This is a genomic window from Arthrobacter sp. ISL-48 (assembly GCF_018613805.1).
GTDB lineage: Bacteria > Actinomycetota > Actinomycetes > Actinomycetales > Micrococcaceae > Arthrobacter.
Window position 1 is genome coordinate 390,034 of sequence record NZ_JAGGPL010000001.1, and the last position, 25,078, is coordinate 415,111.

Below are 25,078 nucleotides of genomic sequence, written 5' to 3' on the forward strand. Positions count from 1 at the left end.
CAAGCGCGAACTGGCAGCTAATGCCCTCAAATTCGAGATTTGCCGGTGTTATCTGCCAGTTCGCGCCGGGCTGGGTGGTGCGTTCGGGTGGTGGGACTCAGAGGTCTCGGATGGTTCGAAGCGCTGCTGCCGTGAGCACCTGGACGCCGAAGCCCAGGGCCCGCTCGTCCACGACGTAGTCGCCGCGGTGCAGGTCATACTCTTCGCCGCCCGGGGTCTTGGTGCCAAGGCGCATCATCGCTCCGGGACGCTCAGCCAGGAACCAGGCGAAGTCCTCGCCGCCCATGGACTGGGGTGTAAGCATGACGGCGCTCTCCCCGATTTCGGCTCGGGCCGCAGCCTCGATCAGGGCCGTCTCATGCTCGGAGTTCACCACGGGCGGGACTCCCCTGATGTGCTCCAGGCGGACCTCCACACCGTAGGGAGCCGCGACCTGATGGACCACTTCGTCCAGGAGTTCGCCGGCATCCTTCCAGGCGTCGCGGTCCAGGCACCGCATGGTCCCGGCCATGAAGCCGGTACCGGGGATGGCGTTTGGTGCCGAACCGGCGGAGATATGGCCCCACACCACCGAGACGCCGCTGCGCACGTCAACCCGGCGGGACAGCACTGCCGGCACATTCACGGCGATCTGCGCCAGCGCGAAGACGAGGTCTTCGGTGAGGTGCGGACGGGAGGTATGGCCGCCACGGCCGCTCAGCTCGATCCTGATGGTGTCCGAGGCAGAAGTGATGGCGCCGATGCGCGTCCCGATACGTCCGACGTCGATCCTTGGATCGCAGTGCAGCGCCAGGATGCGGGGCACACCGTCCAGGACGCCCTGCTCGATGCAGGACAACGCACCGCCGGGCATGGTCTCTTCGGCGGGCTGGAAGATGATCCGCACGGTGCCGGCCAGCCTGGATTCCAGGTGCATGCTCTGGAGGACCAATGCCACGCCAAGCATGGTGGCCGTGTGGATGTCATGGCCGCAGGCATGCGTGACGCCGTGGTTCTTTGAGGCAAACGGAAGGCCCGTCTCCTCGATGATGGGCAGGGCGTCGATGTCCCCGCGAAGGGCCGTGGCGATGGGCCCTTCACCGATGTCCACCGTGAGGCCTGTGCCCTCAAGCCTGCGGGGCTCGAGGCCCGCTGCTTCGAGCCGTTCCACGAGCTTGTCTGTGGTGCGGAACTCCTTGAAGGAAAGCTCCGGGTGCGCATGCAGGTCCCGGCGGAAGTCGATCAGTTCCGGAAGGAGCGGCTCCAGCCACGGCCCCACCAACGCGGTGGGCTCAGCTTCAGTAGTGTAATTACGCACAGATTTACTCTAGCGAGGCTCCACGGAATAGCGGCATCACAGTCGGCGCGTTACGGATTTGCCCGGTTTGCCAGCCACTCAGGTTGCTAGAGAACGTCAAAATCACCGCTGGCCTTCAGCGCATCCACGGCGGCCTTGACCCGCTGGGAGTGCTGCTTGGTGGTTACCAGCAGGGCGTCCCCGGTGTCCACAATGACCACATCCTTGATGCCGATCAGTGCAATCACGCGCTTTGTGTCTGAAACGACCACTCCGCTGGCGTTTTCGGTGAACACGCGGGCGCCGTTGCCGATGACGGTGACGTCATCCACTTCCCGCGCACTGTTGAGCCGGCCCACAGAGGCGAAGTCCCCAACGTCGTCCCACCCGAAAGTGCCAGGCACGACGGCGACATCGCCTGCCGCGGCCGCGGGCTCAGCCACCGCATAGTCAATGGCAATCTTGGGCAGGGTGGGCCACACACGGGCAGTGACCTCGTCGCGCTCAGGGGTGTCCCAGGCACGGGCGATCTCCTGCAGTCCTTGGAAAAGCTCAGGCTGGTTGGCCTCCAGGTGCTTCAGCATCAGGGCCACGGGTGCCACGAACATGCCGGCGTTCCAGACATACTCGCCGCTGTCCACATACTGCTGGGCAACTTCTTCGTCCGGCTTCTCAACAAACTCCACCACAGCCTGCGCACTGGGGGCGCCGTCGATGTGGAGCCCGCGCCCGGCACGGATGTAGCCGAAGCCGGTGGAGGGGTGCGTCGGCTTGATGCCAATGGTCACGATCTTTCCGGCGGCAGCGGTGTGGATGGCCTCCCGGACCGCCTCCTGGAAAAGATGGTCCGGGCTGATCACCTGGTCGGCGGCGAAGGAGCCCATGATGGTGTCCGGATCGCGCTCATGCAGGATGGCCGCGGCCAGGCCGATGGCGGCACCGGAATCCTTGGGTTCGCTCTCGAGGACCAGGTCCGAGTCCTGAAGCTCAGGCAGTTGGCGGCACACGGCAGCGCGGTGTGCGGTCCCGGTGACCACCAGGACGCGTTCGCCCGCGAGGGGCTCCAGCCGGTCATATGTGGCGCGCAACAAAGTGCTGCCCGAACCCGTGAGGTCGTGAAGGAACTTGGGAGCTGCTGCACGTGACAGTGGCCAGAGGCGGGTCCCCACTCCGCCTGCCGGAATGACCGCCATAAAACGGTTCAAGGGTGAATCCGGGCTTGTCACTTTGTCTGTACTCATCACCGCTACTTTAGCCGAACCGCCGCAGAGTGACCTCTTGGGACGGTTCGGCACCCCCCGAACAGCCAGATCGTGTGGCGTTCGTCTCAAACAACCGAAAATCCGCCACTGAGAGGGTCACCAAGGAACTCCTAAATTGAATAAGCTGTGAGCGAAGCCTAGATTTAGGCCTGAGTCATGAGTGCTCTCGCAGCAGGCGTTCCCCCCGCGTGGATCCCATGCCAGCGCCGCTGTGTTGCAGGGAGGTTTATTCAGTGCCGACAAAACCAGCTGGCACCTTGTACCGCGGCCGTGAAGGCATGTGGTCTTGGGTAGGACACCGTATTACCGGTGTTGTGATCTTTTTCTTCTTGTTGGTCCATGTGCTGGACACCTCATTGGTGCGCGTGTCCCCCGAGGCCTACACGGCTGTTATCGGTACCTACAAGAACCCCCTGATGGCCCTGGGTGAAACGGGCCTTGTTGCCGCGATCGTGTTCCACGCCTTTAACGGCCTGCGCATCATCGCCGTCGACTTCTGGAAGAAGGGCGCGAAGTACCAGCGGCAGATGCTCTGGGTGGTCCTGGCTCTCTGGATCGTCACCCTGGCGGCTTTCGCAATCCGCCACCTGTCCCTCGCCTTCGGAGGTCACTAAGTTATGACTGCAACGATCGACTCCCCGCGTAGCGGACGAAACAGCAGCGGGAAAAACAGCAGTGGACGAAACAGCAGTGGAAAAATCGCGCCCCAGTACCGCCGTACCGGCGGATCCAGGGGCAACTTCGAGATGCTGGCCTGGCTGTTCATGCGCCTGTCCGGCGTGGTCCTGGTGGTGCTGATCTTCGGCCACCTCTTTGTGAACCTCATGGTGGGCGAAGGTATCCACGCCATCGACTTTGGCTTTGTGGCCGGCAAGTGGGCCGACCCGTTCTGGCAGGTCTGGGACCTGGCCATGCTGTGGCTGGCCATGCTTCATGGCACCAACGGTGTGCGCACCATCATCAACGATTACGCCGAGAAGGACTCCACCCGTCTCTGGCTCAAGATCGTCCTCTACGCCGCCACCACCGTGATCATCGTCCTGGGCACCCTGGTGATCTTCACCTTCAACCCGTGCCCCGTGGTGGACGGTGTCCCGCTGCCCGGCGGCTTCTGCCCTGCTGCGTAACAGATTCATCCACAGCCCGCGGCGGATCGCGGAAAGAGTTTTGCGGAGCAGGCTTCGCCGGCCCGTTGTTTTATAGCGAATTTTGAGAGAAAGAGCGTCTGGTATGCAGGTCCATAAGTACGACGTCGTCATCGTCGGTGCCGGTGGCGCTGGCATGCGCGCCGCGATCGAATCCGGTCAGCGCGCCCGCACAGCAGTACTGACCAAGCTCTACCCGACCCGCTCGCACACCGGTGCGGCGCAGGGGGGCATGTGTGCGGCCCTTGCCAACGTCGAGGAAGACAACTGGGAATGGCACACGTTCGACACCATCAAGGGCGGCGACTACCTGGTAGACCAGGACGCCGCAGAGGTGATGGCGAAGGAAGCCATCGACGCGGTGCTGGACCTTGAGAAGATGGGCTTGCCGTTCAACCGCACGCCCGAAGGCAGGATCGACCAGCGCCGTTTCGGCGGCCACACCCGTGACCATGGCAAGGCCCCGGTCCGCCGGGCCTGCTACGCGGCAGACCGTACTGGCCACATGATCCTGCAGACGCTCTACCAAAACTGCGTCAAGCACAACGTTGAGTTCTACAACGAGTACTACGTCCTGGACCTCCTGACCGTCGAAGAGGACGCGGTCCGCGAGGACGGCACCCCGTACAAGCAAAAGCGCGTGGCAGGTGTGGTCTCCTACGATCTCGCTTCGGGCGAACTGCACGTCTTCCAGGCCAAGTCCGTCGTGTTCGCTTCGGGTGGCGCGGGCAAGGTCTTCAAGACCACCTCCAACGCCCACACGCTGACCGGCGACGGCATGGGCATTGCCTTCCGCCGCGGCATCCCGCTGGAGGACATGGAGTTCTTCCAGTTCCACCCGACAGGCCTCGCCGGCCTGGGCATCCTCCTCTCGGAGGCGGCCCGCGGTGAGGGTGCGATCCTCCGCAACTCCGAGGGTGAGCGTTTCATGGAGCGCTACGCCCCGACCATCAAGGACCTGGCGCCGCGCGACATTGTGGCCCGCTCCATGGCCAACGAAGTCCGCGAAGGCCGCGGCTGTGGCCCCAACAAGGACTACGTCCTCCTGGACCTGACCCACCTGGAGCCGGCGCACATCGATGCCAAGCTCCCCGACATCACCGAGTTTGCCCGCACGTACCTTGGTGTCGAGCCCTATACGGAGCCGGTCCCCGTGTTCCCGACGGCGCACTACGCCATGGGCGGCATCCCCACGAACATCACCACGGAGGTGCTGCAGGACAACGACACCATCGTGCCCGGCCTCTACGCGGCCGGTGAGGTTGCGTGCGTGTCCGTCCACGGTTCCAACCGGCTGGGCACCAACTCGCTGCTGGACATCAACGTGTTCGGCAAGCGCGCTGGAATCGCCGCCGCCGAGTACGCCAAGACGGCTGACTTCGTGGAACTCCCGGAAGATCCGGAGGCCTACACGATCCAGCTGCTCGACATTGCCCGCAACGGCAGCGGCGACGAGAAGGTGGCTGTGATCCGCAAGGAACTGCAGGACACCATGGACGCCAACATGCAGGTGTTCCGCACGGCAGACACGCTGAACCAGGTCCTCAAGGACATCGCGTCCTTCGAGGAGCGGTACCGGCGTATCAGTGTTCAGGACAAGGGCAAGCGCTTCAACCTTGACCTGCTCGAAGCCGTTGAACTGGGCTTCCTCCTGGAGCTCGCCAAGGTCATGACCGTGGCGGCGCTCCACCGGGAGGAATCCCGCGGCGGCCACTTCCGGGAGGACTTCCCCGAGCGTGACGACGAAAGATTCATGAAGCACTCGATGGCGTACAAGGACTACCACGCCCCGGCCGACGGAACTGTAGCTGCGGACGCCGCAGTTACAGCCGGAATCCGCCTGGCCACCAAACCGGTTGTCTTTACCCGCTACGAGCCGATGGTGAGGAAGTACTAAGATGTCCGCCGAACTTGCTGAGCCAGCCTCAAAGATCGAGCTGCCCGCCCATGTGGGAGGCGGCGGCGAAATCCCCACCTTCGACATCACCCTGCGCGTCCGCCGCTACAACCCCGAGGTCTCCGAGGACGCCACCTGGGATGACTTCAAGCTGACCATGTACGGTACTGACCGTGTGCTGGACGCCCTGCACAAGGTCAAGTGGGAGATTGACGGCAGTGTTTCATTCCGCCGCTCCTGTGCCCACGGAGTCTGCGGCTCCGACGCCATGCGCATCAACGGCCGCAACCGCCTCGCCTGCAAGACCCTCCTCAAGGACCTGGACACGTCCAAGCCCATCACCGTCGAGCCCATCAAGGGTCTGCCGGTGGAGAAGGACCTCATTGTGGACATGGAACCGTTCTTCCAGTCCTTTCGTGAGGTCATGCCGTTCCTGATCAACAAGGGCCATGAGCCCACCAAGGAACGCCTGCAGTCCGCCGAGGACCGTGAACGCTTCGACGACACCACCAAGTGCATCCTCTGCGCCGCGTGCACCTCCTCCTGCCCCGTGTTCTGGACCGATGGCCAGTACTTCGGGCCGGCGGCGATCGTCAACGCCCACCGCTTCATTTTCGATTCCCGTGATGACGCGGGCGACATGCGCCTGGAGATCCTGAACGACAAGGAAGGCGTCTGGCGCTGCCGCACCACCTTCAACTGCTCTGAAGCATGCCCCCGCGGCATCCAGGTCACGCAGGCCATTGCCGAGGTCAAGCAGGCAATTCTTTCCCGCAAGATCTAGCAGCCGTTCCCAACGGACGTTACAGCCGACGACGGCGTCAGTCACCACCGCGGTGAATGGCGCCGCCGTCGTTTTTCCGGCAAGACCCGCACCCACGAAAGGGGCGTCCCGTGTCACGTTCCGAAAAAGTCACCTTTGAAGGATCCACCGGCGAAGCCCTCTCAGGCATCCTGGACGTCCCGGAAGGGCCCGTGAGGGGCTGGGGGGTCTTCTCCCACGGCTTCACCCTGGGCAAGGACAGTCCCGCCGCCTCACGGATGTGCAAGGCCCTGGCGGACACCGGCATTGGCATGCTCCGCTTCGACAACCTGGGGCTGGGCGATTCCGCAGGCCGCTGGTCCGAGGGATCCTTCAGCCACAAGGTGGCGGACACCGTGAAGGCCGCCGAGTTCATGCGCGCCCAGGGCAAGGGGATCTCCCTGCTGGTGGGACACTCCTTCGGTGGTGCCGCCGTGCTTTCAGCCGCCCGGCAGATTCCCGAGCTCGACGCCGTTGCCACCGTCGCTGCCCCCTTCTCGCCCAAGCATGTGGCGCACGTCTTCGACGCCGCCCTGGACAAGATCCTCAGCGAGGGCAGCGCCGAAGTGGATCTCGGCGGCAAGCGGGTGGAGATCCGCAAGCACTTTGTGGAGGACCTGGAGAACGCAGACCTCACTGACTGCATCAGGCAGCTCCACAAACCACTGATGGTGCTGCACTCCCCCACGGACAACACCGTGGGCATCGAGAACGCCAGCACCATTTTCCAGACGGCCCGTCATCCGCGGAATTTCGTTTCCCTCGAAGGCAGCGATCACCTGTTGACCGGGAAAGGCCAGGCAGTACGGGCAGCCCGGATCATCTCTGCCTGGGCCGAGCAATACCTCGACGCCGGGAAGTAGCCGGCCGGGGTCCCTCAACGTGAGGCGGTACCTTGCCCGGCTGGACCTGGCGGGCCCCCCACCGCGCCTTTTCCTGAGCCGCGGGGGCGATCTTCAGGTCTCCCTCGCGGATAGTGGACCAGCCACACGCCACCAGGTACACCTGGCTGACCAGGTTGAACCAGATCAGCAGGCCAATGATGATGGCGAACGGGGCCAGGATGGGGTTCCGTCCGGCGCCCGCCAGGAGTTCAGTGCTGAAAACCTGCAGCACTGTAGTGCCCACCGCGGCGAGAATGGTCCCCTCCAGGAGTGCCTGCCGGGGCAGTTTGAGGCCTCCGGCCAAGCGGAACATGATAACGGCTGTAGCCCAGTTGAGCGCCAGCGGGACACCGATTTTGATGAGCGTGGTGAGCGGCCCCGCCACAGCCGGATCAAGATGCAGGAAATCGGAGACCCAGCCCGCCGCGGTGCCGAAGACCAGTGAAGCGCCGGCGCTGATCACCAGGGCGACGCCCAGCAAGAGCAGGGTACCGGCGTCGCGCAGCTTGAGCACCAAGGGATTCACCTTCAATGGCGGCAGCTGCATGACGCCGCGGAGGCCGTCCCGCAGGCCGCCGATCCAGCCCAGCGAGGTGATGACTGTGACTATTGCCGCGATCACCGCGGCCCAACCCAGCCCGTCCGGATCCAGCAGGTCCTTCGGGTCGATCAGGCCTTCACCGCCGTCCACTTTCAGCAGACCGGGTGCGCTCCGCGCCACGCTGCTGACGATCGTGTCCAGGAGGGCGGGCTGGCTCCGCAGGACCAGGCCCGCGACCGAGAAGCCGGTGGCCAGGAGGCCGGTGACGGAGAAAAACATCCTGAAGCCGATCCCGGCGCTCAACAGGGGCCCGTGCTGGAGGTTGTAGTGCTGCCAGGCACGCATCGGACGCAGGACGTTGAGCCTTGCCTGCAGCCATTGGAACATCGCCGGAATGCTGGCTATGGGGCCGCCGTCGGATCTCCTGGCCTTACCCCAGTCCATCCTCTTCTGGATGACGGCGAGCTGGAGGCCTGCACGGTCAGTGGGGAGCGGTGGCTCCGTCTGCCCTGGCGTCGGCGTCCGCGGCCCAGGTGCCGGCGTGGTTATCCGTTTCGCTTCCAAAGTCCAGCTCTTCCCGTAGCTGCCATATGCCGTTGGCATCGTGCTCGTAAAGACCCATGCTAACCACAGGGAACGTTGCTCTATAGTCCTTGAGCACCGTTTCGGCTTCGTCGAGGCTTTCCGGGGCAACATCGTGGGCGATGGTCACGTGGGGGTGGTAGGAGAATGGCAGGTCCCGCTCAAGCGGGCCGGCCTGGAGCTTCTCGTGGAGATCCACGCAGGCACCGAAACCGTCTTCCACGTTGATGAACACCACGGGCGAGACCGGGCGGAACGTTCCGGTTCCGGCGATGGTGACCATGAACGGTGTCTGCTTGCGGGCCACCTCACGGACGTGGGCGCGCGTCGCCTCCCAATCCTCCGTGGGCGTGGTGGTCACCAGCGTGATGTGGGCAGGAATAACGCCCGCCATGGGGTCCCCGAAGGAAGCCCGCCATCGCTGGAGTTCCTCGGAGATGGCAGGGGGGAATCCCAGAATGACGCCTACGCTCATTCCTTCGCTGGCCTTGCGGGAAACCGGCATTGGGCTAGCGGACTCCGGCAGCGCCGCCGTAGGGCAGGAACCCTACCCTGGCATAGACATCACTGAGGGTGGCCGCGGCGATCTGCCGGGCCTTGTCCGCCCCGTGGGCAAGGAGCCGGTCCAGTTCTGCGGGATCTCCGAGCAGTTCGTTGGCGCGGTCCCTGATGGGAGACAGGTGGGCCACGACAGCGTCCGCAAGATCCGTCTTGAGGTGGCCGTACATCTTGCCCTGATAAGCCGCCACGAGCTGCTCCACAGTCTGGCCGGTGATCCCGGAGAAGATGGTCAACAGGTTGGAGACGCCGGGCTTGGCCTCACGGTCGAAACGGACTTCCGTCTCGGCGTCGGTGACCGCTGACTTGATCCTCTTGGCCGTGACCTTCGGGTCGTCCAGGAGGTTGATCAGGCCGGCCGCTGATTCCGCCGACTTGGACATCTTGGCCGTCGGGTTCTGCAGATCGTAGATCTTGGCGGATTCCTTCTGGATAAAGGGCTGGGGAACAGTAAAAGTCTGGCCGAAGCGGGAGTTGAACCGGGTTGCGAGGTCGCGGCTGAGCTCTACATGCTGCCGCTGGTCCTCGCCAACGGGAACGCCATGCGGCTGGTACAGGAGGATGTCCGCGGCCTGCAGGATGGGGTAGGTGAAGAGCCCCACGCTGGCGAAATCGGAACCCTGTTTCTGCGCCTTGTCCTTGAACTGGGTCATCCGCGAGGCCTCGCCGAAACCAGTGATGCAGTTCAGGACCCAGGCCAGCTGGGCGTGCTCGGGCACCTGTGACTGGACGAAGAGCGTGCATTTTTGCACGTCAACGCCGCCTGCGATGTACTGGGCTGCGGTGACGCGGGTGCGGCGCGCCAGCTCCGCGGGATCCTGGGGCACGGTGATGGCGTGCAGGTCCGGGATGAAGAAGATGGCGTCGTACTCGTCCTGCATCCGGACCCAGTTCACCAGCGCGCCCAGGTAGTTTCCCAGGTGCAGCGAGTCTGCGGAGGGCTGCATGCCGGACAGGACACGGTGCCGTACACCGATGGCGGGCTGGCCGATCACTGACAGTTCCGCCTCGGCAGAGGCCTCGGCGGGGGCGTCGGCAGGGACATCGGCAGCCGCCGAAGAGGTCCCGGTCACGGTGGAAGAAGTGGTCATTCGTTGAACGCCTTAAAACTAGAGCTGGTAATCCACTACCAGCGGGGCATGGTCGGAGAAGCGTGTGTCCCACGAGGCCGCGCGGTCCACGACCGCCGAAATGGCGGCAGCAGCCAGGGCCGGGGTGGCGAGGTGATAGTCGATGCGCCAGCCAGTGTCGTTGTCGAAGGCCTGGCCACGCTGCGACCACCAGGTGTAGGGGCCGTCGACGTTGCCCGCCAGGCCCCTGTGAACATCCTTCCAGCCGATCTCTTCACCGAAGAAGCGGTCGAAATACGCCCTCTCCTCGGGAAGGAAGCCGGCCTTTTTAACGTTGCCCTTCCAGTTCCTGATGTCCACCTGGGTGTGGCCGACGTTGAGGTCACCCACCACCAGGGCGTGGTCGCTGTGCTTTGTGAGCTCAGGCAGGCGCGTGCTCATGACATCCAGGAAGCGGAACTTGTCCTCCTGCTTTGGCGTGCCGACGTCGCCGGAGTGCACATAGGCACTGGCCACCGTCAGCTGGACGGGGTTGCCGGCGGCATCGGGGAACCGGAAATCCGCCTCCACCCAGCGGCCAGCCATGGCGAAGTAGTCATGACCGATGTGGGCGCGGGTGGCAAGTGGCTCCTCGCGGGAGGCGATGGCCACCCCCGCGCGGCCCTTGGCTTCCGCCTCAGCGTGGAGAATGTGCCAGTCGTCACCCAGGAGCTGGCGGACAATAGCGTCCGGCGCGCGGACTTCCTGGAGGCAAAGGATATCCACCCCGCGCGGCTCCAGCCACTCCGCCATGCCTTTTTTGTAGGCAGCGCGGAGGCCGTTGACGTTTACCGATGCGATGCGAAGGTGGTCCTTCTTCAATGCCGAGCTCACCCGCTCCACTCTAGTCGATGATGGTTCCGCTGACCGGGTCCCCTGCCCCGTCTGAGGACTTGATCATGTCGCGGGCGTTGGTGGCAGTGATTTCGATGGTCTCCAAGGCGCGGCGGATGGTGTCCTGGTCAGCCGCCTCTCCTTTGGCGCGCTCCTGCTCCACCACGCGGATCTGCACCTGCACGATCTTGAAGGAATGGTCCAGCTTGAGGTCGCGGACTTCGTCCGCTTCGGTCCGCTCGGACACGATGCGGGTGCCGCCATGATCGGCGGAGGACGACGACGGCGCCCGGCCGGCCGCTGCGTTGAAGGCGTTGTGTGCCTCGCTGAGTTTGGCCCCTGCCTTCTTCGCTGCCCTCTGGATGCTAAACACCACGAAGGCTGCGAGTGCGAGCCAGAAGGCGGCGATGCCAGCGACAACCCAGCCGACGACGTCGTTCTGGTTGGCTGCAAAGATGACCGCCACGACAAAAGCGATGACAAACACCATCATTCCCGGGCCGCTGATGCGGAGCATGGAGAATCCGCCCTTTCGGGGGAGGGAATGTGACGACGACTTGGAGCTGCCCAGAGATTGCATGAGGCTATTGTCTCAAACGCCACGGCCGGCCGAGGAACCTTCCACCCGCGGCGAACAGCTTGCCCTCCCCATGTAACTCGCAGTTAACGCGCTCAGGGCCGTTTTCCCGACGTTTAACTGCGACCTCGTTGGGCGAGGGCCCTATTTGAGGAAGAGTTTGCGCAGCCTCATGGTGGTCAGCAGCATCCCGAGGACCGTCATCACCAGGTAGTAGCCAATGTGGATCACCGTGGCCGCAGTGAACGTGCCCACGCTGATCTGGCGCAGCAGCTCAACCGCGTGCCAGAGCGGCATGGCCTGGATGAGCCACTGGATGTACTCGGGGTAGACGCTGAGCGGGTAGAACGTGGCGCTGAACAGGAACATGGGCAGCATGATGAAGTTGATCCAGTCCATCTGCTGGAACGTCTTCAGGAAGCTGGTGATGCCCATGCCGATGCTGGCGAAGCCAAAGGCTATCAGCACGGACGCCGGGATCATCAAAATGGCCCAGGGAGTGGTGATCAGGCCCATCAGACCCATCACGGCCGTGAATCCGGTGGCATACAGGAGCCCTCGCAGGAGCGCCAGGAAAATCTCCCCCAAGGCAACGTCCAGCGGCCCCAGCGATGTGTAAAGCATGCCCTGGTACAGCTTGGCGAAGTTCATCTTGAAGAAGACGTTCCACGTGGAGTCATAGACTGCTCCGTTCATGGCGGAAACAGCCAGCAGCGCGGGGGCGATGTAGGCGGCGTAGCTGATTTCTTCCCCGCCCGGTCCCTGCACAGCTCCGACGATGGCACCCATCCCCACACCCATGGAGAAAAGGAACAGCACGGGCTCGAAGAAGCCGGAGAGCATCACCAGCCAGTTGCTGCTCCTGGTGGCCATGAGGCCGCGGGATATCACGGCTTTGGCGTTGCCGGAATACAGAGGCCCGAACGTCCTGTTGCGGGCCTGCTCCGTGACGCTGTGGTCGCCAGTGAGCACGCTCATTGGCCCATCCTTTTAACGAACTGATGCTTGGTAAGGAACCAGCCCAGGACGGCGAGCGCTACCAGCACAAGCACATGCACAACGGTGAGCAGCAGCGGTTCCTGGTAGCCGTAGGTAAAGACGCGGCCGAGCTGGGTGCCGTGCCAAATCGGCGAGATCCAGCCGATCCAGCGGACGGCCAAGGGAAGTGTTTCAAGTGGGAAGAACGTGCCCGAGAAGAGGAAGAGCGGCATGACGACAAACCGCATCACCAGCGCGAATTGCCCTTTGTCCTCGGTGATCGACGCGGAGTAAGCCATCAGCGGCAGGCCGAAGGACAGCCCTGCCAGCGTTGCGACGAGAATGCTGACCCACCCCCAGCCGCCAGGCGATGCTCCGAACAACGCCACGGCCGCAAAGTAGATGGCAGCCTGCAGGAGGAGACGCACCGTCACCGCAATGATGTGCCCGGCAGCGATTTGCTCCGGCGTCAGGGGCGAAGCGTGCGGACCGTAGTAGGTCCGGCGCCACTTGAAGCCCCCCATCACCGGGAACGTGAACTCATTGGCCGCTGTCATGACGCCGGCGGACACCAGTAGTGCCGGGGCGATGAAAGCCAGGTAGCTGACACCGCCGAAAGCCGCTGCGCTGTCAACCAGCGTTGCCAGTCCCACCCCCATGGCGAACAGGTAGGCCACAGGCTGGCCCACGCTGTACATCAGGATGGAGAAACCGTAGCCCCACAGCACCCTGAGCACCTGTTCCGCGTAGTAAAAAGCACCCCAGCGGCGGGCTTTCGCTGCGGAGGTTTCGGGGCTGTGCGCCCGGGAAGCAGTTTCGGTCAACCCGGCAGTCTCACTCAACGAGGCTCCTGCCCGTCAGCCGAAGGAAGACGTCCTCCAGCGAGGACCTGCGCACCAGCGATGTCAGTGGCCGCAGGCCGCGGGAAGCCACCTGCTCAAGGGCCGCCTCGCCGTCGTGCGCGTAGATCAGCACCCGGTCCGGCAGAGCTTCGAGGCGTTCGCCGATTCCCCCCAGCTCAGCTCCGATGGTGGTATTGCGTTCAGAGCCGAACCTCAACTCGAGGACCTCCCGGGTGGAATATTCCCTGATCAGCTCTGCAGGGGAACCTTCCGCCATGATCCGGCCTTTGTCCACCACGATGAGCCGGTCGCAGAGTTGCTCGGCTTCGTCCATGTAGTGCGTGGTGAGGATGAGCGTGACGCCCTGCTCCTTGAGCCGGAACAGCCTGTCCCAGAGGATGTGCCGGGCCTGCGGGTCCAATCCGGTGGTGGGTTCGTCCAGCAGCAGGATGCGTGGTTCGTTGATGAGCGAGCGCGCGATGGTCAGGCGCCGCTTCATGCCGCCGGAAAGGGCATCAACTTTGGCCTTCGCCTTGTCCGTCAGCTGTGCAAACTCGAGCAGCTCGTCGGCCTTCGGCTTCAGGTAGCTCATGGGCAGGCCGAAGTAGCGCCCATAAACCAGGAGGTTCTCCCGCACCCTCAGTTCCTCATCCAGGTTGTCCTGCTGCGGCACCACGCCCAGGTGCGCGCGGACCTCAGGCCCGTGGCTGTCCGGATCCAGGCCCATGATGCTGAGGGTTCCGGACGTCCGCTGGGTAGTGCCGCCGATCATCCTCATGGTGGTGGACTTGCCGGCCCCGTTGGGACCGAGCAGCCCGAAGGATTCCCCTGCGGGAACACTGAAGGAAATTCCGTCGACGGCGGCAATGTCGCCGTAGCGCTTGGTCAGGTTCTCCGCCGAGATCACTGTCTGCTGCTTCATCTGATTGCCGGCTGACGCGGTTGAGGACAGGATGGCTTCATTGTGCACCTCAGCAGACTAGTGCAGCACTCCGGAATGTGGAAGAGGTTTGTGTGAACGTTCACGAGACGCACGCCCTGCCGCCGGTTTATCAGTTCGAATTCAAGGGTTAAAGTCTGGCGGCGGCACCCACGCGGGTGCCGCCGTCGGACTTGTTACTCCTCAAGGAGACGTTAGGCGATGCCTGACGCGTTTTTCTCCGCCACCTGGCGTTCTGCGGCTTCGACCACGTTGGTCATGAGCAGCGCCACGGTCATCGGTCCGACACCGCCGGGGTTCGGCGAAATCCAGCCGGCTACCTCGGCAGCGGCGGGATCAATGTCTCCGTGGACCTTGCTTTTGCCGGTCTCGGGGTCGGTCTCACGCGTAACCCCGACGTCGATCACCGCGGCGCCCGGCTTCACGTCTGCAGCCTTGACGATGTGCTTGGCGCCCGCCGCGCCCACAATAACGTCCGCCTGACGCAGCAGCTCCGAAAGGTTCTCGGTTCCGGTATGCGTCAGGGTCACGGTAGCGTTCACGGCCCGCCGGGTCAGCAACAGGCCGATCGAACGGCCGATCGTGACGCCGCGGCCCACCACGACGACGTGCTTGCCCGAAAGGCTGTAGCCGTTGCGCTCCAGCAGCTCGATGACGCCGCGGGGCGTGCACGGCAGCGGCGAGGTGATCTCGTCATTGACGTTCAGCACCAGCCGGCCAAGATTGGTCGGGTGCAGGCCGTCGGCATCCTTGGCCGGGTCGATCCGCTCGAGGATGGCGTGCGTGTCCAGATGCTTGGGGAGCGGCAGCTGGACGATGTAGCCGTGGCAGGCGGGGTCCGCATTGAGATCGTCAATGAGGGCCTCAACCTGGGCCTGGGTGGCATCCGCCGGAAGCTCACGCTGGATCGAGTTCATCCCGATCTCGACAGACTGCTTGTGCTTCATGGACACGTACAACTGCGAGGCCGGGTCCGCACCCACAAGCACTGTGGCAATGCCCGGAGTCACGCCGTGGGCCTTCAGGGCGGCGATACGCTCAGTCAGTTCGGACTTGATCGCGGCAGACGCTGCCTTGCCGTCAAGGATCTGTGCGGTCCTAGTGATTTCCGTCATGGATTACCACTGCTCGTGCTGCGGGTACAGCGGGAAGTCCGCGGCGAGCTTGTCCACCCGGGCCTGCAGGGCGTCCACATCGGTGGCAGAGCCGGACTTCAGCGCGGTGGCGATGATGTCCGCTACTTCGGTGAACTCCTCGGCGCCGAAACCACGGGTGGCAAGGGCCGGGGTGCCGATGCGCAGGCCCGAGGTGACCATCGGCGGGCGGGGGTCGAACGGCACCGCGTTGCGGTTGACGGTGATGCCGACCGAGTGCAGGAGGTCCTCTGCCTGCTGCCCGTCCAACTGTGAGTTGCGCAGGTCCACCAGCACCAGGTGCACGTCGGTGCCGCCGGTGAGGACTGAGACTCCGGCGTCAGCGACGTCGGCCTGGTTGAGGCGGTCGGCAATGATCTTGGCACCTTCCAGGACACGTTCCTGGCGCTCCTTGAATTCCTCGGTGCCGGCGATCTTGAAGGCCACGGCCTTGGCGGCGATGACGTGCATGAGCGGGCCGCCCTGCTGGCCCGGGAACACGTTGGAGTTGAGCTTCTTGGCCCATTCCTGCTTGGCCAGGATCACGCCGGAGCGGGGACCGGCGAGGGTTTTGTGCACGGTGGAGGTGACGACGTCGGAGTGCGGCACCGGGCTCGGGTGCAGGCCTGCTGCCACCAGTCCGGCGAAGTGCGCCATGTCGGTCCAGAGCAGTGCGCCCACTTCATCGGCGATGGACCGGAAGGCAGCGAAGTCCAGGTGGCGGGGGTACGCAGACCAGCCGGCAATGATGACCTGCGGCTTTTCGGCGATGGCCTGCTCACGCAGCTTGTCCATGTCCACGCGGAAGTTGTCCGGCTCAACCTGGTACGCGGCAACCTGGTAGAGCTTGCCCGAGAAGTTGAGCTTCATGCCGTGGGTCAGGTGGCCGCCGTGCGCGAGTGACAGGCCCAGGATCTTGTCGCCCGGAGTGATCATGGCTGAGAGGGCTGCGGCGTTGGCCTGGGCACCGGAGTGCGGCTGAACGTTGGCGTACTCGGCGCCGAACAGTTCCTTGACGCGGTCGATGGCCAACTGCTCGGCGACGTCCACGTATTCGCAGCCACCGTAGTAGCGGCGGCCCGGGTAGCCCTCGGCGTACTTGTTGGTCAGGACGGAGCCCTGGGCTTCCATGACGGCACGCGGGGCGAAGTTTTCGGAAGCAATCATTTCCAGGGTGCCGCGCTGGCGGCCAAGTTCCTGGTCGAGGACTGCGGCGATCTCGGGATCGAGCTCGGCCAGCGACTGGTTGCTGACGGCGGCTGTTGTGGTGGCGGTAGTAGTCACGGAAAACTCCTGGCTAGGGATACGGGCACTGCTAAGGTCAGGTTACCGGCTGGCGCACCACACAGCCTGTTGATGACAGGGCGTGAGACTGCGCAGAAAGTCGCGACGCCACAGGGGCGGGCAGCTCATTGCCGGCAAAACATGACCCTCGGCCCAGGCGTACGATCCGTGGTCTTCGTGATTGCCGCTCCCTGGTGGTAAGCCACCCAACGCCAGTTGCGACCCCACAAGACTACCAAACGCCGGCGCCTGGCGCGGGTAGGCTGGTAGGCGTGAATGAAGAGCAGCCGAACCAAGCGTACGTAGTAACCCTGTCCTGCCCGGACCGCCCCGGTATCGTCCACGCAGTGGCCGGAGCCCTCTTGGCGGCGGGCTGCAATATTACGGATTCGCAGCAGTACGGCAGCCCCTCAACGGGGAACTTCTTTATGCGGGTGGAAGTCACGACGACGGCATCCAAGGCCGAGCTGCAATCCGCGCTGGAGCCCGTGGTCCAGTCCTTTGGAATGCGATGGAGCCTCAACGCCGTCGGCCAGAAGGTCCGCACACTGCTGATGGCCAGCACGTCCGCGCACTGCCTCAACGACATCCTGTTCCAGCAGCGGTCCGGCACGCTGCCCATCGAGATCCCCGCCATCGTCTCGAACCACCAGGACCTGGCCGCGCTGGCCGAGTTCTACGGAATCCCTTTCCACCACATCCCGGTTACCCCGGACACCAAGGCCCAGGCGGAAGACAAGCTGCGGGCCATCATGGCGGAGCACGACATTGAACTAACGGTCCTGGCCCGCTATATGCAGATCATTTCCGACGATCTCTGCGCCGAACTGACCGGTAAGGCCATCAACATCCACCACTCGTTCCTGCCGTCCTTCAAGGGTGCCAAGCCGTACCACCAGGCCCATGCCCGCGGTGTGAAGCTGATCGGCGCCACCGCCCATTACGTCACGGCAGCCCTGGACGAGGGCCCCATCATCGAGCAGGAAGTGATCCGAGTGGACCACGCGCGGACGCCTGAACAGTTCGTCCAGATGGGCCGGGACGTGGAAGGCCGCACACTCGCCCAGGCAGTCCAGTGGCACGCCGAGCACCGGGTCCTGCTGGACGGCAACCGCACCGTGGTATTCAACTGACGCACCATGGAAGCTGCTTCGCGGGACGGTGTGGAGGAGCAGGGCAGCGAGGCGCGCCTCGCGGCATTCTACAACCGCCGCGCGGCTTCGGGTACGGAACATCCCTTGGCTCCCCGACGGGCGGAACAGCGCGAGCGTTTCATTAGCCTGCTCAAGTCTGAGGGCCGCCACGACGTCCTGGAGATCGGTTCGGGCACGGGCCAGGACGGCCTCAGGTTCGTCCAGGCCGGCATCCGCTACACCGGCGTCGACCTGTCCGAGGGAAACGTCAGGCTCGCCAGGACCAAGGGACTGGAAGTCTCGGTTGCCAGCGCCCGGAGGCTGCCCTTCCCCGACGGTGCGTTCCCCTCGGTGTGGTCCATGAGCACGCTGGTGCACATCCCCGCCAGCGACATCGACGGCGTCCTGCGGGAGCTCGTGCGGGTGGCGGCACCCGGGGCACCCATCGCCGTCGGCCTCTGGTCCGGTGAGGACGAAGAGCTGCTCAACCCCGAGGACGACGTCGAACCCCGGCGCTTCTTCAGCCGGCGAAGCGATGAGACGGTACGGCGCGTCTTTGGCCGCCATGGTGCCATCGAGGACTTTGTCATCTGGCCCGAAGGCCCGGGGCCCGAATCCGGACCGGGCGCCGGGAACTGGACCCAGCATTACCAGTTCCTCATCCTCCGGACCCCCGCTTCACCCAACTGACCAGCAATTAACGTCGCGAAGTGGCGATTTCACAACATTGACTGCCAGTCACCTGGGTGGGGCGTGGTCGGCCGGGGATGGCCCTATTTAGTCGGGCAGGCCGTCTGGTTCGGGATGTCCTAGGCTGGGCCCATGGCACCTCTCTACTCTTTCGCCGGCAGCACCCCGGCCGTCCACGACACCGCCTTTGTCGCTCCCTCGGCGTCGATCATCGGCAACGCCAGCCTTGCCCAGGACTCCAGCGCCTTCTACGGCGTCTCAGTCCGGGCCGACACCGCTGCCATCACGGTGGGTGCGGGAAGCAACCTGCAGGACAACGTGGTGCTGCATGCTGACCCCGGCTTCCCCTGCAGCGTCGGGGCGCGAGTCAGCGTGGGCCACGCCGCCGTCGTCCATGGCTGCACTGTGGAGGACGACTGCCTGATCGGGATGGGCGCCACAGTCCTGAACGGGGCGGTCATCGGCACCGGCTCACTGGTCGCGGCGGGGGCAGTGGTCCTGGAAGGAACCGTCGTCCCGCCCCGTTCGCTGGTTGCCGGAGTACCCGCCAAGGTGCGGCGGGAACTCAGCGACGACGAGCTTGAGGGCGTGAAGCAGAACGCCGCACGCTACGTGGACCTGGCCCGCGCACACCGGGAGCTGCACGGCATCGGGGCCAGCGGCCAGGCGGTCTAGTCGAGGCTGACCGGACCAATCGCGTCCAGTAGTTCGCCGGGCCCCGGGTTGCCCGGCGCAGACGAACCGCCCAGATGGTTCACGACGCCCCACACAGCATTCAGGCCGGTGGTCACGGCGCCTTCAGCCCAGCCCGCCGTGAAGGACACGTCATCCCCCGCAAGGAAGATCCCACGCTGGCCCTCCGGCAGCCTGTCCTGCTTGAAGTGCGTGAACAGTCGCTGCTGGTAGCGGTAGTGCCCCGGCAGGTTGGCTTTGAACGCCCCCATAAAGTTGGGGTCCGCTTCCCAGGAGACCGTGATGGGCTGGCCGACGATGTGACTGGCGATGTCCACACGGGGGTAGATCTGCTCCAGCGAATGCAGCATCAGCTCAACGCGCTCGTCCGCGTCCAGCGCCAGCCACTTGAGGGCGTCGTCGTTCCAGGTGTAGGACAGCAGGATCACCGCAGGCTTGTCCGGGCCGTTGTCCAGGAGGTACGTGGCCCGGTTGAGGCGGTCCGTCAGGGTCATGGACAGCACTTCGCGGCCGGTCTCCGGATCGATGTCCTTCCAGAACGGCCGGTCCACCATCACGAAGGTCTTGGAGGACTGCATGTAGTGAGAGCGCTCGATGGCGGTCCACAGTTCGGCGGGGAACAGCGCCTCCTCGGTGTGGATGCGGGTGGACAGCAGCCAGGACTGGCACGTGGCTACCACTGCAGGGTAAGTCGCTTCCCGGCCCCAGCGCTCACGGATGCGCAGGTCGCCCCCGGGATCGCGGCTGATTTTTCCTACCGCGCCGCGGGGCGAGCCCGCATGGAGCGAGGCCAGTGATGTCCCTTCCGGCCAATGCGCCATGCCCGACGGCGTGTGCTGCCAGAGCGCCTCGGGCAGCCGCTGCGCTCCCCCGCTGATGAGCCGGTGCTGGTCATCGGCGTCTGTGTAGACAACGCGGAGGATTTCGAGGATGGAGTTGGGGAAGTCGGTGTCCCAGCCGCCCGTGCCGAAGCCCACCTGGCCGAAGGCCTCCCGGTGCGCGAACCCCGCCTCCTTGAAAGACTCGCTTGCGGCGATGAAGCCGTAGAACGTCTGTTCGTCCATCAGGGGCAAGAGTTCGTTCCAGATTTTTTTGATCCTGGCGGTGTCCCGTGCCCGGATGGCGTCCTGCATCTCGCGGAACTTTGCGCCGTCGTTCACGGCGGCCTTCCAGGCATCCGCCACCTCGCGGAAGAACGGCGGCAGATCCTGGGCAGTGGCGGCGTAGTGCTTCTGCCCGGCAAGTTCGATCACAGTGCTGGAGGTTACGGGTGCCAGCGGGTTGGGGAAGTCCTGGGTCTCCAGGCCCAGCAGATCCACGTAGTGGTAGAACGCCTTGCCGGACACCGGGAACCGCATCCCGCCCAGGTCCGCCACGACGCCCGGGGCCGAGGGAAAGCTGGCGGTGCGCAGGCGTCCGCCGATCTGGTCCGCCTCGTAGACCACCGGGCGGAGCCCCAGCTTCATGAGCTCGTACGCCGTCACCAGCCCCGAAAGCCCTGCCCCGACCACCGCAACCTCGGTGCCGTAGAGCTCAGGCGGCACAGCACCCATGCCGGCCGGGTGGGCAAGGTAGTGGTCGTAGCTGAACGGGAAATCCGGATTCAGCATGCTGATGGGGCCGGCCTGGCCGTCAAGAGGTACGGGTGCTTCCAGTACTGCAGCAGAGGTGCTGGAGGGATCGGAGGCCGGCAGTTCGGTGGCGATGGTCATAAAATCTCTGCCTTCGTCGGTTCGGGGGTGGACAGTGCTGAAGATTCCCGCCCGCTCAGTTCACGGTATTCCTCGTTGCTCAACGCCGCCACCCGGGAGTTGCGGCGTCCAAAGCCGAAGTAGGCTGCGAACCCCACCAGCATCCAGATGCCGAAGGTCACCCAGGTGTCCAGACCGAGGTTGGCCATCAGGTATGCACACATGAGCGCCCCGAGGATGGGTGTGAGGGGGAACAGGGGAACCCGGAAGGTCCGCTTGAGCTCTGGCCGGGTGCGGCGCAGGTAGATGACGGCGATGTTCACCAGCGCGAAGGCGAAGAGGGTTCCGATGCTTGTGGCGTCAGCCAGGGCGCCGAGCGGGACCAGGCCCGCGGTGAGTGCCACCAGCGTGCCAACTATGAGGGTACCTGCCACCGGGGTGCCGGTCCTCGGGGACACCCGGCTGAAGATCCTGGGAATCAGTCCGTCCCGGGCCATGGAGAGCAGGATGCGGGTTTGACCGTACAGGACGGTGAGGACGATGCTGGCGATCGCAAGAACCGCTCCCACAGCGAAGACCAGGGCGATCCACGGCTGTCCCGTGGTTTCCTCGAGGATCTTGACCAGGGCGGCTTCATTGCCGTCGAACCATCCCCAGGGCCGGGCGCCGACGGCGGCCACGGCCACCAGGACGTAAATGGTGGTGACGATCAGCATGGACAGCATGATTGCCCGCGGGAGGTCCCGCTTGGGGTTGCGGGCTTCCTCGCCGGCAGTGGAGGCGGCGTCGAAGCCGATGTAGGAGAAGAAGACGCTTGACGCTGCGGCTGAAACACCGGCGGCGCCCATGGGAAGCAGTGGCTCGAAGTTGCCTGCGTTGAACGCCGTGAAAGCCACGGCGCAGAAGAAGACCAGGATGCCTATCTTGATGAGGACGATGGCGGTGTTGATCCAGGCGCTTTCCTTGGCGCCGCGTACCAGCAGGACCATGGCCAGCACCACGATGACCATGGCTGGAATGTTCATGACGCCGCCGTCACCGGGCGGCTGGGAGATGGCATCGGGAAGCACCTGGCCAAACACGGAGAGCGTCTCGTTGACATATTGCCCGGCGCCCACTGCGACGGCCGCAACGGAGACCGCGTATTCGAGCACGAGGCACCAGCCGCAGATCCAGGCCATGCCCTCGCCCAGGGTGGCGTAGCTGTAGGAGTAGCTGGATCCGGCCACCGGAACAAGGCCAGCCATTTCGGCGTAGGACACCGCGGACAGCAGGGCGGCCACACCGGCGATGGCAAACGAGATCCAGATCGCAGGGCCGGCCATCGGCACGGATTCGCCCAGGATCACCAGGATGCCGGTGCCCAGGGTGGCGCCGACGCTGATCATTGTCAGCTGCAGGACTCCGAAGCTGCGGACCAGCTTGGTGCCGCCGTGGCCTTCCTCAGCCTCGATGACCATCTGGCCGATCGGCTTGCGGCGGAGCAGTTGCGCGGTCAGTCCCGGACGGCCCGCGGCTGCCGGGGGCCGCTGTCCGGTGAGGGTTGGCACAGTCATCGTTGACGTCCGTTCAGAAGTAGTTGTCAGTTTCCCCGAGAGTCAGCTTAGGCGTGTGAGACATCTCTCATAGGGTGCAAAATGACCTATAGTGTTCTGGCATGAGACATTTTGCACAAGCCACCAGCATTGCTGGCAAGGTGCTTTCAGGGCAGGTCGGCGTGGACCTGTCTGCATCTTTAGGGAACGTCCGCCGGCTCCGGGAACTCTTCCAGGACACCCCTGAAGGCGAACACCATGTCGCCTGAGGCGGCAGCGGAGGGGCTGGGCGCTGTCACACTGCAGCAGTTCCTGGAGCAGTTGCCGCCGGAGCTGAAGGTCCTGCATGACGGCGGCAACCGCACCCGGGCCCTGCGATGGGTGGAGCCAAGCGAGCTGGAGGACCCAACGCCATATCTGCTCGACGGCGAGTTTCTCCTCACATCCGGGCTGCCGTTCGCGGGCAAAGGGGGCACAGCGGCTAAAAGGGTTGACGCCTACGTCGAACGCCTCGTTAACGCCAGGGTCGCGGCTCTTGGTTTCGGCCTGGAGCCCTACTTCCAATCGGTGCCCGACGCAGTGCTTGAAGCATGCGCACGCCACAACCTGACCCTCGTGCAGGTTCCGGACACAGTGCCGTTTGCGGCGCTGGGGCTCAAGTTCTCACAGCTGCTGGAATCGGACAAGGCCAAACTGCTCAGGCACCTGGCGGACACCAACCGGCAATTGATGCGGGCAGTCCTCTCGGCCCGGCCCGAGCACGAGCTCCTGGCCGTACTGGTAGAGCGTGTTCCCGTTTGGGCCACCTTGGTGGGGGCAGACGGACGCGTACGCACGCGCGCCGGAACAGGCCCCGAATCGGCCAGCCTTCAGCCTCTGCTCGCACGGCTCCTGGCTGGGAGCGGTCCGCGCGTTGAAACGGATGCGCTGGACCTGCCGGGCTCGGCCCTGGTCATTGGCCATCCCCTCCGCAGTACGAGGGATGCAAACCTGGGCGCCCTGGTCCTTGGCAGTGACGCCGCCCTGACTCCTGCGCAGAACAGCGTGGTGTCATCCGCCGTCGGGCTCCTGGAACTGCTGGCACGCCAGCGCACCAGCGGCTCCCTTGCTCCGAGCCAGTTGGCCACTGCCCTGCTGCTGCACCCGGACAGCATGATGTCGGGAGGAACGGGGCACGTCAACGCCCTGAGGGACCTGCTGGCGCAAAGTACGTCCTCCTCCCGTTCCGCGCCGCTCCGAGTGGTGCAAGGAATCAAGGCCGATGCTCCCGCGTGGCCAGCCGGCGATAGCCCTGTGCGGGAACTGCTGCAGTGGCGGCGGATGTTTGACAGCAAGCTCGTGGAGATCACGGACTATGGTTTTGCGGCAATTACCCGGCTCAAGGTTGACGACGGATTGCTGGCCGAGGTTGAAAAGATGGGGTGGAGTCTGGCCGTCGGGGATGCCACCGAGCTAACCGGACTCGCGGCCGCATACCAACGAGTAACCTCCCTCCGGTCCCGGGTCAGGGCAACGGGCAAGAGCGCCAGGGTGGACGAGGTCAGCTGGTCGGTAACCGGCCTCCTGGGCCGGGACGCCGGAACCATGCTGGCTGCCCGGCTCCTGGAACCTGTCCTCCAGCAGGACGCAGGGCGCCGGGACGCCCAGCTCGAGGTACTCCGGACATGGCTCGGCGAGAACGGCAGCTGGGACGCGACGGCGAAGTCGCTCGGCCTGCACAGGAACAGTGTGCGCCGGCAGATCAATGCCCTGGCGGAATTGCTGGAGATGGACCTCAATGAGGCCCAGGTGCGCGCGGAGCTCTGGTTTGCTCTGCAGTTTGCCGCTGACGTTTCCGCGGTTACTGCTGCTTCTGCTTCAGTTCAGGCTTCAGTTCAGGCTTCCCAGGAGCGGTAAAGATCAGGCCTGCGCTCGGCCAGGTAGGGGACCGCATGCCGGGCCTGCCGGGCGGCGTCGGCGCCGACCTCCGCGAAGAGGAGATCCGGGCCGGTGCCGGCAGAAGCGAGCAGCGATCCGTCGGGGCCCGCAATGACGCTGCCGCCGAGGAATGCGCAGCCGTCCTCGACCCCGGAGTGGTTGGCGTAAGCGATCGTCAGCTGGCTTTCCAGTGCGCGCGCCCGGAGAAGGACCTGGGGAACGGCGTCGAAACCGTGTGCCAGCGCGGTGGGAACCAGGAGCAGCTCCGCCCCGCCCACCGCCGCAGCCCGGACCGTTTCCGGGAACTCCACGTCGTAGCAGATCACCATGGACGTCCGGATTCCGTTGAAATCGACGACGGCGGGTCGCGCCTCACCCGGACTGAACGCCGCGCGCTCCTCCGGGCCAAACAGGTGCACTTTGGCGTAGGTCAGAAGCTCGGCGCCCGCGGGATCCACCAGAGTGGACGTGATGTGCCAGGCACCATGGGCTGTCACGGCAGGAAGGCTGTAGACCAGCCCGATGCCGTGGCGGCGGGCGATATCGGCGAGGCGCTTCCGGAGGGGTGGAAGCACAGCGGGATCGAGCTCCGCACGGAGCCGCAAAGGGGCGTAGCCCACCGGAAAGAGCTCAGGCGTCACGAGGACGGACGAACCGGCTGCGGCCGCAGAACGGGCGGCGGCCTCGAGTGCCACACAGTTGGCGTGGACATCAAGGACCGCAGAGTTTGCCTGCATCAGCGCCAGCAGCACCATTACCACCTCACAACATCGGG

At 64.7% G+C, this 25,078-nt stretch carries 25 protein-coding genes; 10 read left to right on the forward strand and 15 right to left on the reverse strand.

The annotated features are described in order from the left end of the window. Window positions 1-97: 97 nt before the first annotated feature. Window positions 98-1,297 (reverse strand): amidohydrolase, encoded by a 1,200-nt coding sequence (locus J7E83_RS01730; RefSeq protein ID WP_214958682.1) that lies wholly within the window; start codon window positions 1,295-1,297, stop codon window positions 98-100. Between the two features lie 86 nt (window positions 1,298-1,383). Further along, entirely contained in the window at window positions 1,384-2,517 is a 1,134-nt protein-coding gene (locus tag J7E83_RS01735) for a mannose-1-phosphate guanylyltransferase (protein ID WP_214958683.1), read from the reverse strand. Between the two features lie 254 nt (window positions 2,518-2,771). Between J7E83_RS01735 and sdhC the strand changes: the two genes are divergently transcribed. The 5 genes from sdhC (at window position 2,772) to J7E83_RS01760 (ending at window position 7,245) form a co-directional block, all read left to right on the forward strand. Beyond that, on the forward strand, window positions 2,772-3,152 hold the full coding sequence (gene sdhC, locus J7E83_RS01740) for a succinate dehydrogenase, cytochrome b556 subunit (protein WP_214958684.1): 381 nt from the start codon (window positions 2,772-2,774) through the stop codon (window positions 3,150-3,152). A gap of 3 nt (window positions 3,153-3,155) precedes the next feature. Further along, the gene (locus J7E83_RS01745; RefSeq protein WP_214958685.1) at window positions 3,156-3,665 is read left to right on the forward strand and encodes a succinate dehydrogenase hydrophobic membrane anchor subunit; all 510 of its coding nucleotides are present in this window, start codon (window positions 3,156-3,158) and stop codon (window positions 3,663-3,665) included. Between the two features lie 103 nt (window positions 3,666-3,768). Next, window positions 3,769-5,580 (forward strand): succinate dehydrogenase flavoprotein subunit, encoded by a 1,812-nt coding sequence (sdhA, locus tag J7E83_RS01750; RefSeq protein WP_214958686.1) that lies wholly within the window; start codon window positions 3,769-3,771, stop codon window positions 5,578-5,580. A 1-nt stretch (window position 5,581) separates the two neighbouring features. Continuing rightward, entirely contained in the window at window positions 5,582-6,364 is a 783-nt protein-coding gene (locus tag J7E83_RS01755; protein WP_214958687.1) for a succinate dehydrogenase iron-sulfur subunit, read from the forward strand. A 110-nt stretch (window positions 6,365-6,474) separates the two neighbouring features. Beyond that, complete coding sequence (locus J7E83_RS01760; RefSeq protein WP_214958688.1) at window positions 6,475-7,245, forward strand: S9 family peptidase; 771 nt, start codon at window positions 6,475-6,477, stop codon at window positions 7,243-7,245. On the opposite strand, the gene J7E83_RS01765 is transcribed toward J7E83_RS01760, so the two are convergent. The 10 genes from J7E83_RS01765 to glyA form a co-directional block, all read right to left on the reverse strand. Further along, window positions 7,202-8,251 carry a YihY/virulence factor BrkB family protein gene (locus J7E83_RS01765; protein WP_214958689.1) on the reverse strand — a complete coding sequence of 350 codons (1,050 nt, stop codon included), beginning with the start codon at window positions 8,249-8,251 and terminating at the stop codon, window positions 7,202-7,204. The two genes, J7E83_RS01760 and J7E83_RS01765, sit on opposite strands and share 44 nt — an antisense overlap. Before the next feature lie 37 nt (window positions 8,252-8,288). Beyond that, window positions 8,289-8,894 (reverse strand): 2'-5' RNA ligase family protein, encoded by a 606-nt coding sequence (locus J7E83_RS01770; RefSeq protein WP_214958690.1) that lies wholly within the window; start codon window positions 8,892-8,894, stop codon window positions 8,289-8,291. 4 nt (window positions 8,895-8,898) lie between these two features. Beyond that, window positions 8,899-10,038 (reverse strand): tryptophan--tRNA ligase, encoded by a 1,140-nt coding sequence (trpS, locus tag J7E83_RS01775; RefSeq protein WP_214958691.1) that lies wholly within the window; start codon window positions 10,036-10,038, stop codon window positions 8,899-8,901. An 18-nt stretch (window positions 10,039-10,056) separates the two neighbouring features. After that, complete coding sequence (locus J7E83_RS01780; RefSeq protein WP_214958692.1) at window positions 10,057-10,890, reverse strand: exodeoxyribonuclease III; 834 nt, start codon at window positions 10,888-10,890, stop codon at window positions 10,057-10,059. Between the two features lie 10 nt (window positions 10,891-10,900). Further along, window positions 10,901-11,470: a hypothetical protein gene (locus J7E83_RS01785; protein ID WP_214958693.1), complete on the reverse strand. Its 570-nt coding sequence runs from the start codon at window positions 11,468-11,470 to the stop codon at window positions 10,901-10,903. A 141-nt stretch (window positions 11,471-11,611) separates the two neighbouring features. After that, complete coding sequence (locus J7E83_RS01790) at window positions 11,612-12,445, reverse strand: ABC transporter permease (protein ID WP_214958694.1); 834 nt, start codon at window positions 12,443-12,445, stop codon at window positions 11,612-11,614. Next, window positions 12,442-13,269, reverse strand: coding sequence for an ABC transporter permease (locus J7E83_RS01795; RefSeq protein WP_251043283.1), 828 nt, complete (start codon window positions 13,267-13,269; stop codon window positions 12,442-12,444). The genes J7E83_RS01790 and J7E83_RS01795 overlap by 4 nt, the downstream gene beginning before the upstream one ends. A gap of 10 nt (window positions 13,270-13,279) precedes the next feature. Further along, on the reverse strand, window positions 13,280-14,209 hold the full coding sequence (locus J7E83_RS01800) for an ABC transporter ATP-binding protein (RefSeq protein ID WP_214958812.1): 930 nt from the start codon (window positions 14,207-14,209) through the stop codon (window positions 13,280-13,282). 212 nt (window positions 14,210-14,421) lie between these two features. Further along, entirely contained in the window at window positions 14,422-15,342 is a 921-nt protein-coding gene (locus J7E83_RS01805; RefSeq protein ID WP_214958696.1) for a bifunctional methylenetetrahydrofolate dehydrogenase/methenyltetrahydrofolate cyclohydrolase, read from the reverse strand. Window positions 15,343-15,345: 3 nt separating this feature from the next. Beyond that, a complete protein-coding gene (glyA, locus tag J7E83_RS01810) occupies window positions 15,346-16,644 on the reverse strand; it encodes a serine hydroxymethyltransferase (RefSeq protein ID WP_214958697.1) in 1,299 nt (432 codons plus the stop codon). 272 nt (window positions 16,645-16,916) lie between these two features. On the opposite strand from glyA, the gene purU reads away from it, so the two are divergent. From purU to J7E83_RS01825, 3 genes are all read left to right on the forward strand, one after another. Beyond that, on the forward strand, window positions 16,917-17,777 hold the full coding sequence (gene purU / locus J7E83_RS01815) for a formyltetrahydrofolate deformylase (protein WP_214958698.1): 861 nt from the start codon (window positions 16,917-16,919) through the stop codon (window positions 17,775-17,777). A 6-nt stretch (window positions 17,778-17,783) separates the two neighbouring features. Beyond that, complete coding sequence (locus J7E83_RS01820; protein ID WP_214958699.1) at window positions 17,784-18,467, forward strand: class I SAM-dependent methyltransferase; 684 nt, start codon at window positions 17,784-17,786, stop codon at window positions 18,465-18,467. A gap of 132 nt (window positions 18,468-18,599) precedes the next feature. Then, window positions 18,600-19,142 (forward strand): gamma carbonic anhydrase family protein, encoded by a 543-nt coding sequence (locus tag J7E83_RS01825; RefSeq protein WP_214958700.1) that lies wholly within the window; start codon window positions 18,600-18,602, stop codon window positions 19,140-19,142. Here J7E83_RS01825 and J7E83_RS01830 read toward each other — a convergent pair. Together J7E83_RS01830 and J7E83_RS01835 are read right to left on the reverse strand one after the other, a co-directional pair. After that, entirely contained in the window at window positions 19,139-20,872 is a 1,734-nt protein-coding gene (locus tag J7E83_RS01830) for an NAD(P)/FAD-dependent oxidoreductase (RefSeq protein ID WP_214958701.1), read from the reverse strand. The two genes, J7E83_RS01825 and J7E83_RS01830, sit on opposite strands and share 4 nt — an antisense overlap. Beyond that, the gene (locus tag J7E83_RS01835) at window positions 20,869-22,407 is read right to left on the reverse strand and encodes an amino acid permease (protein ID WP_214958702.1); all 1,539 of its coding nucleotides are present in this window, start codon (window positions 22,405-22,407) and stop codon (window positions 20,869-20,871) included. The genes J7E83_RS01830 and J7E83_RS01835 overlap by 4 nt, the downstream gene beginning before the upstream one ends. A gap of 101 nt (window positions 22,408-22,508) precedes the next feature. Here J7E83_RS01835 and J7E83_RS01840 point away from each other — a divergent pair, with 101 nt between their 5' ends. Together J7E83_RS01840 and J7E83_RS01845 are read left to right on the forward strand one after the other, a co-directional pair. After that, complete coding sequence (locus J7E83_RS01840) at window positions 22,509-22,655, forward strand: hypothetical protein (RefSeq protein ID WP_214958703.1); 147 nt, start codon at window positions 22,509-22,511, stop codon at window positions 22,653-22,655. Beyond that, window positions 22,645-24,282 (forward strand): PucR family transcriptional regulator, encoded by a 1,638-nt coding sequence (locus tag J7E83_RS01845; protein WP_214958704.1) that lies wholly within the window; start codon window positions 22,645-22,647, stop codon window positions 24,280-24,282. The genes J7E83_RS01840 and J7E83_RS01845 overlap by 11 nt, the downstream gene beginning before the upstream one ends. Here J7E83_RS01845 and J7E83_RS01850 read toward each other — a convergent pair. Further along, complete coding sequence (locus J7E83_RS01850; protein ID WP_214958705.1) at window positions 24,261-25,058, reverse strand: carbon-nitrogen hydrolase family protein; 798 nt, start codon at window positions 25,056-25,058, stop codon at window positions 24,261-24,263. The genes J7E83_RS01845 and J7E83_RS01850 overlap by 22 nt on opposite strands. Window positions 25,059-25,078 lie beyond the last annotated feature (20 nt).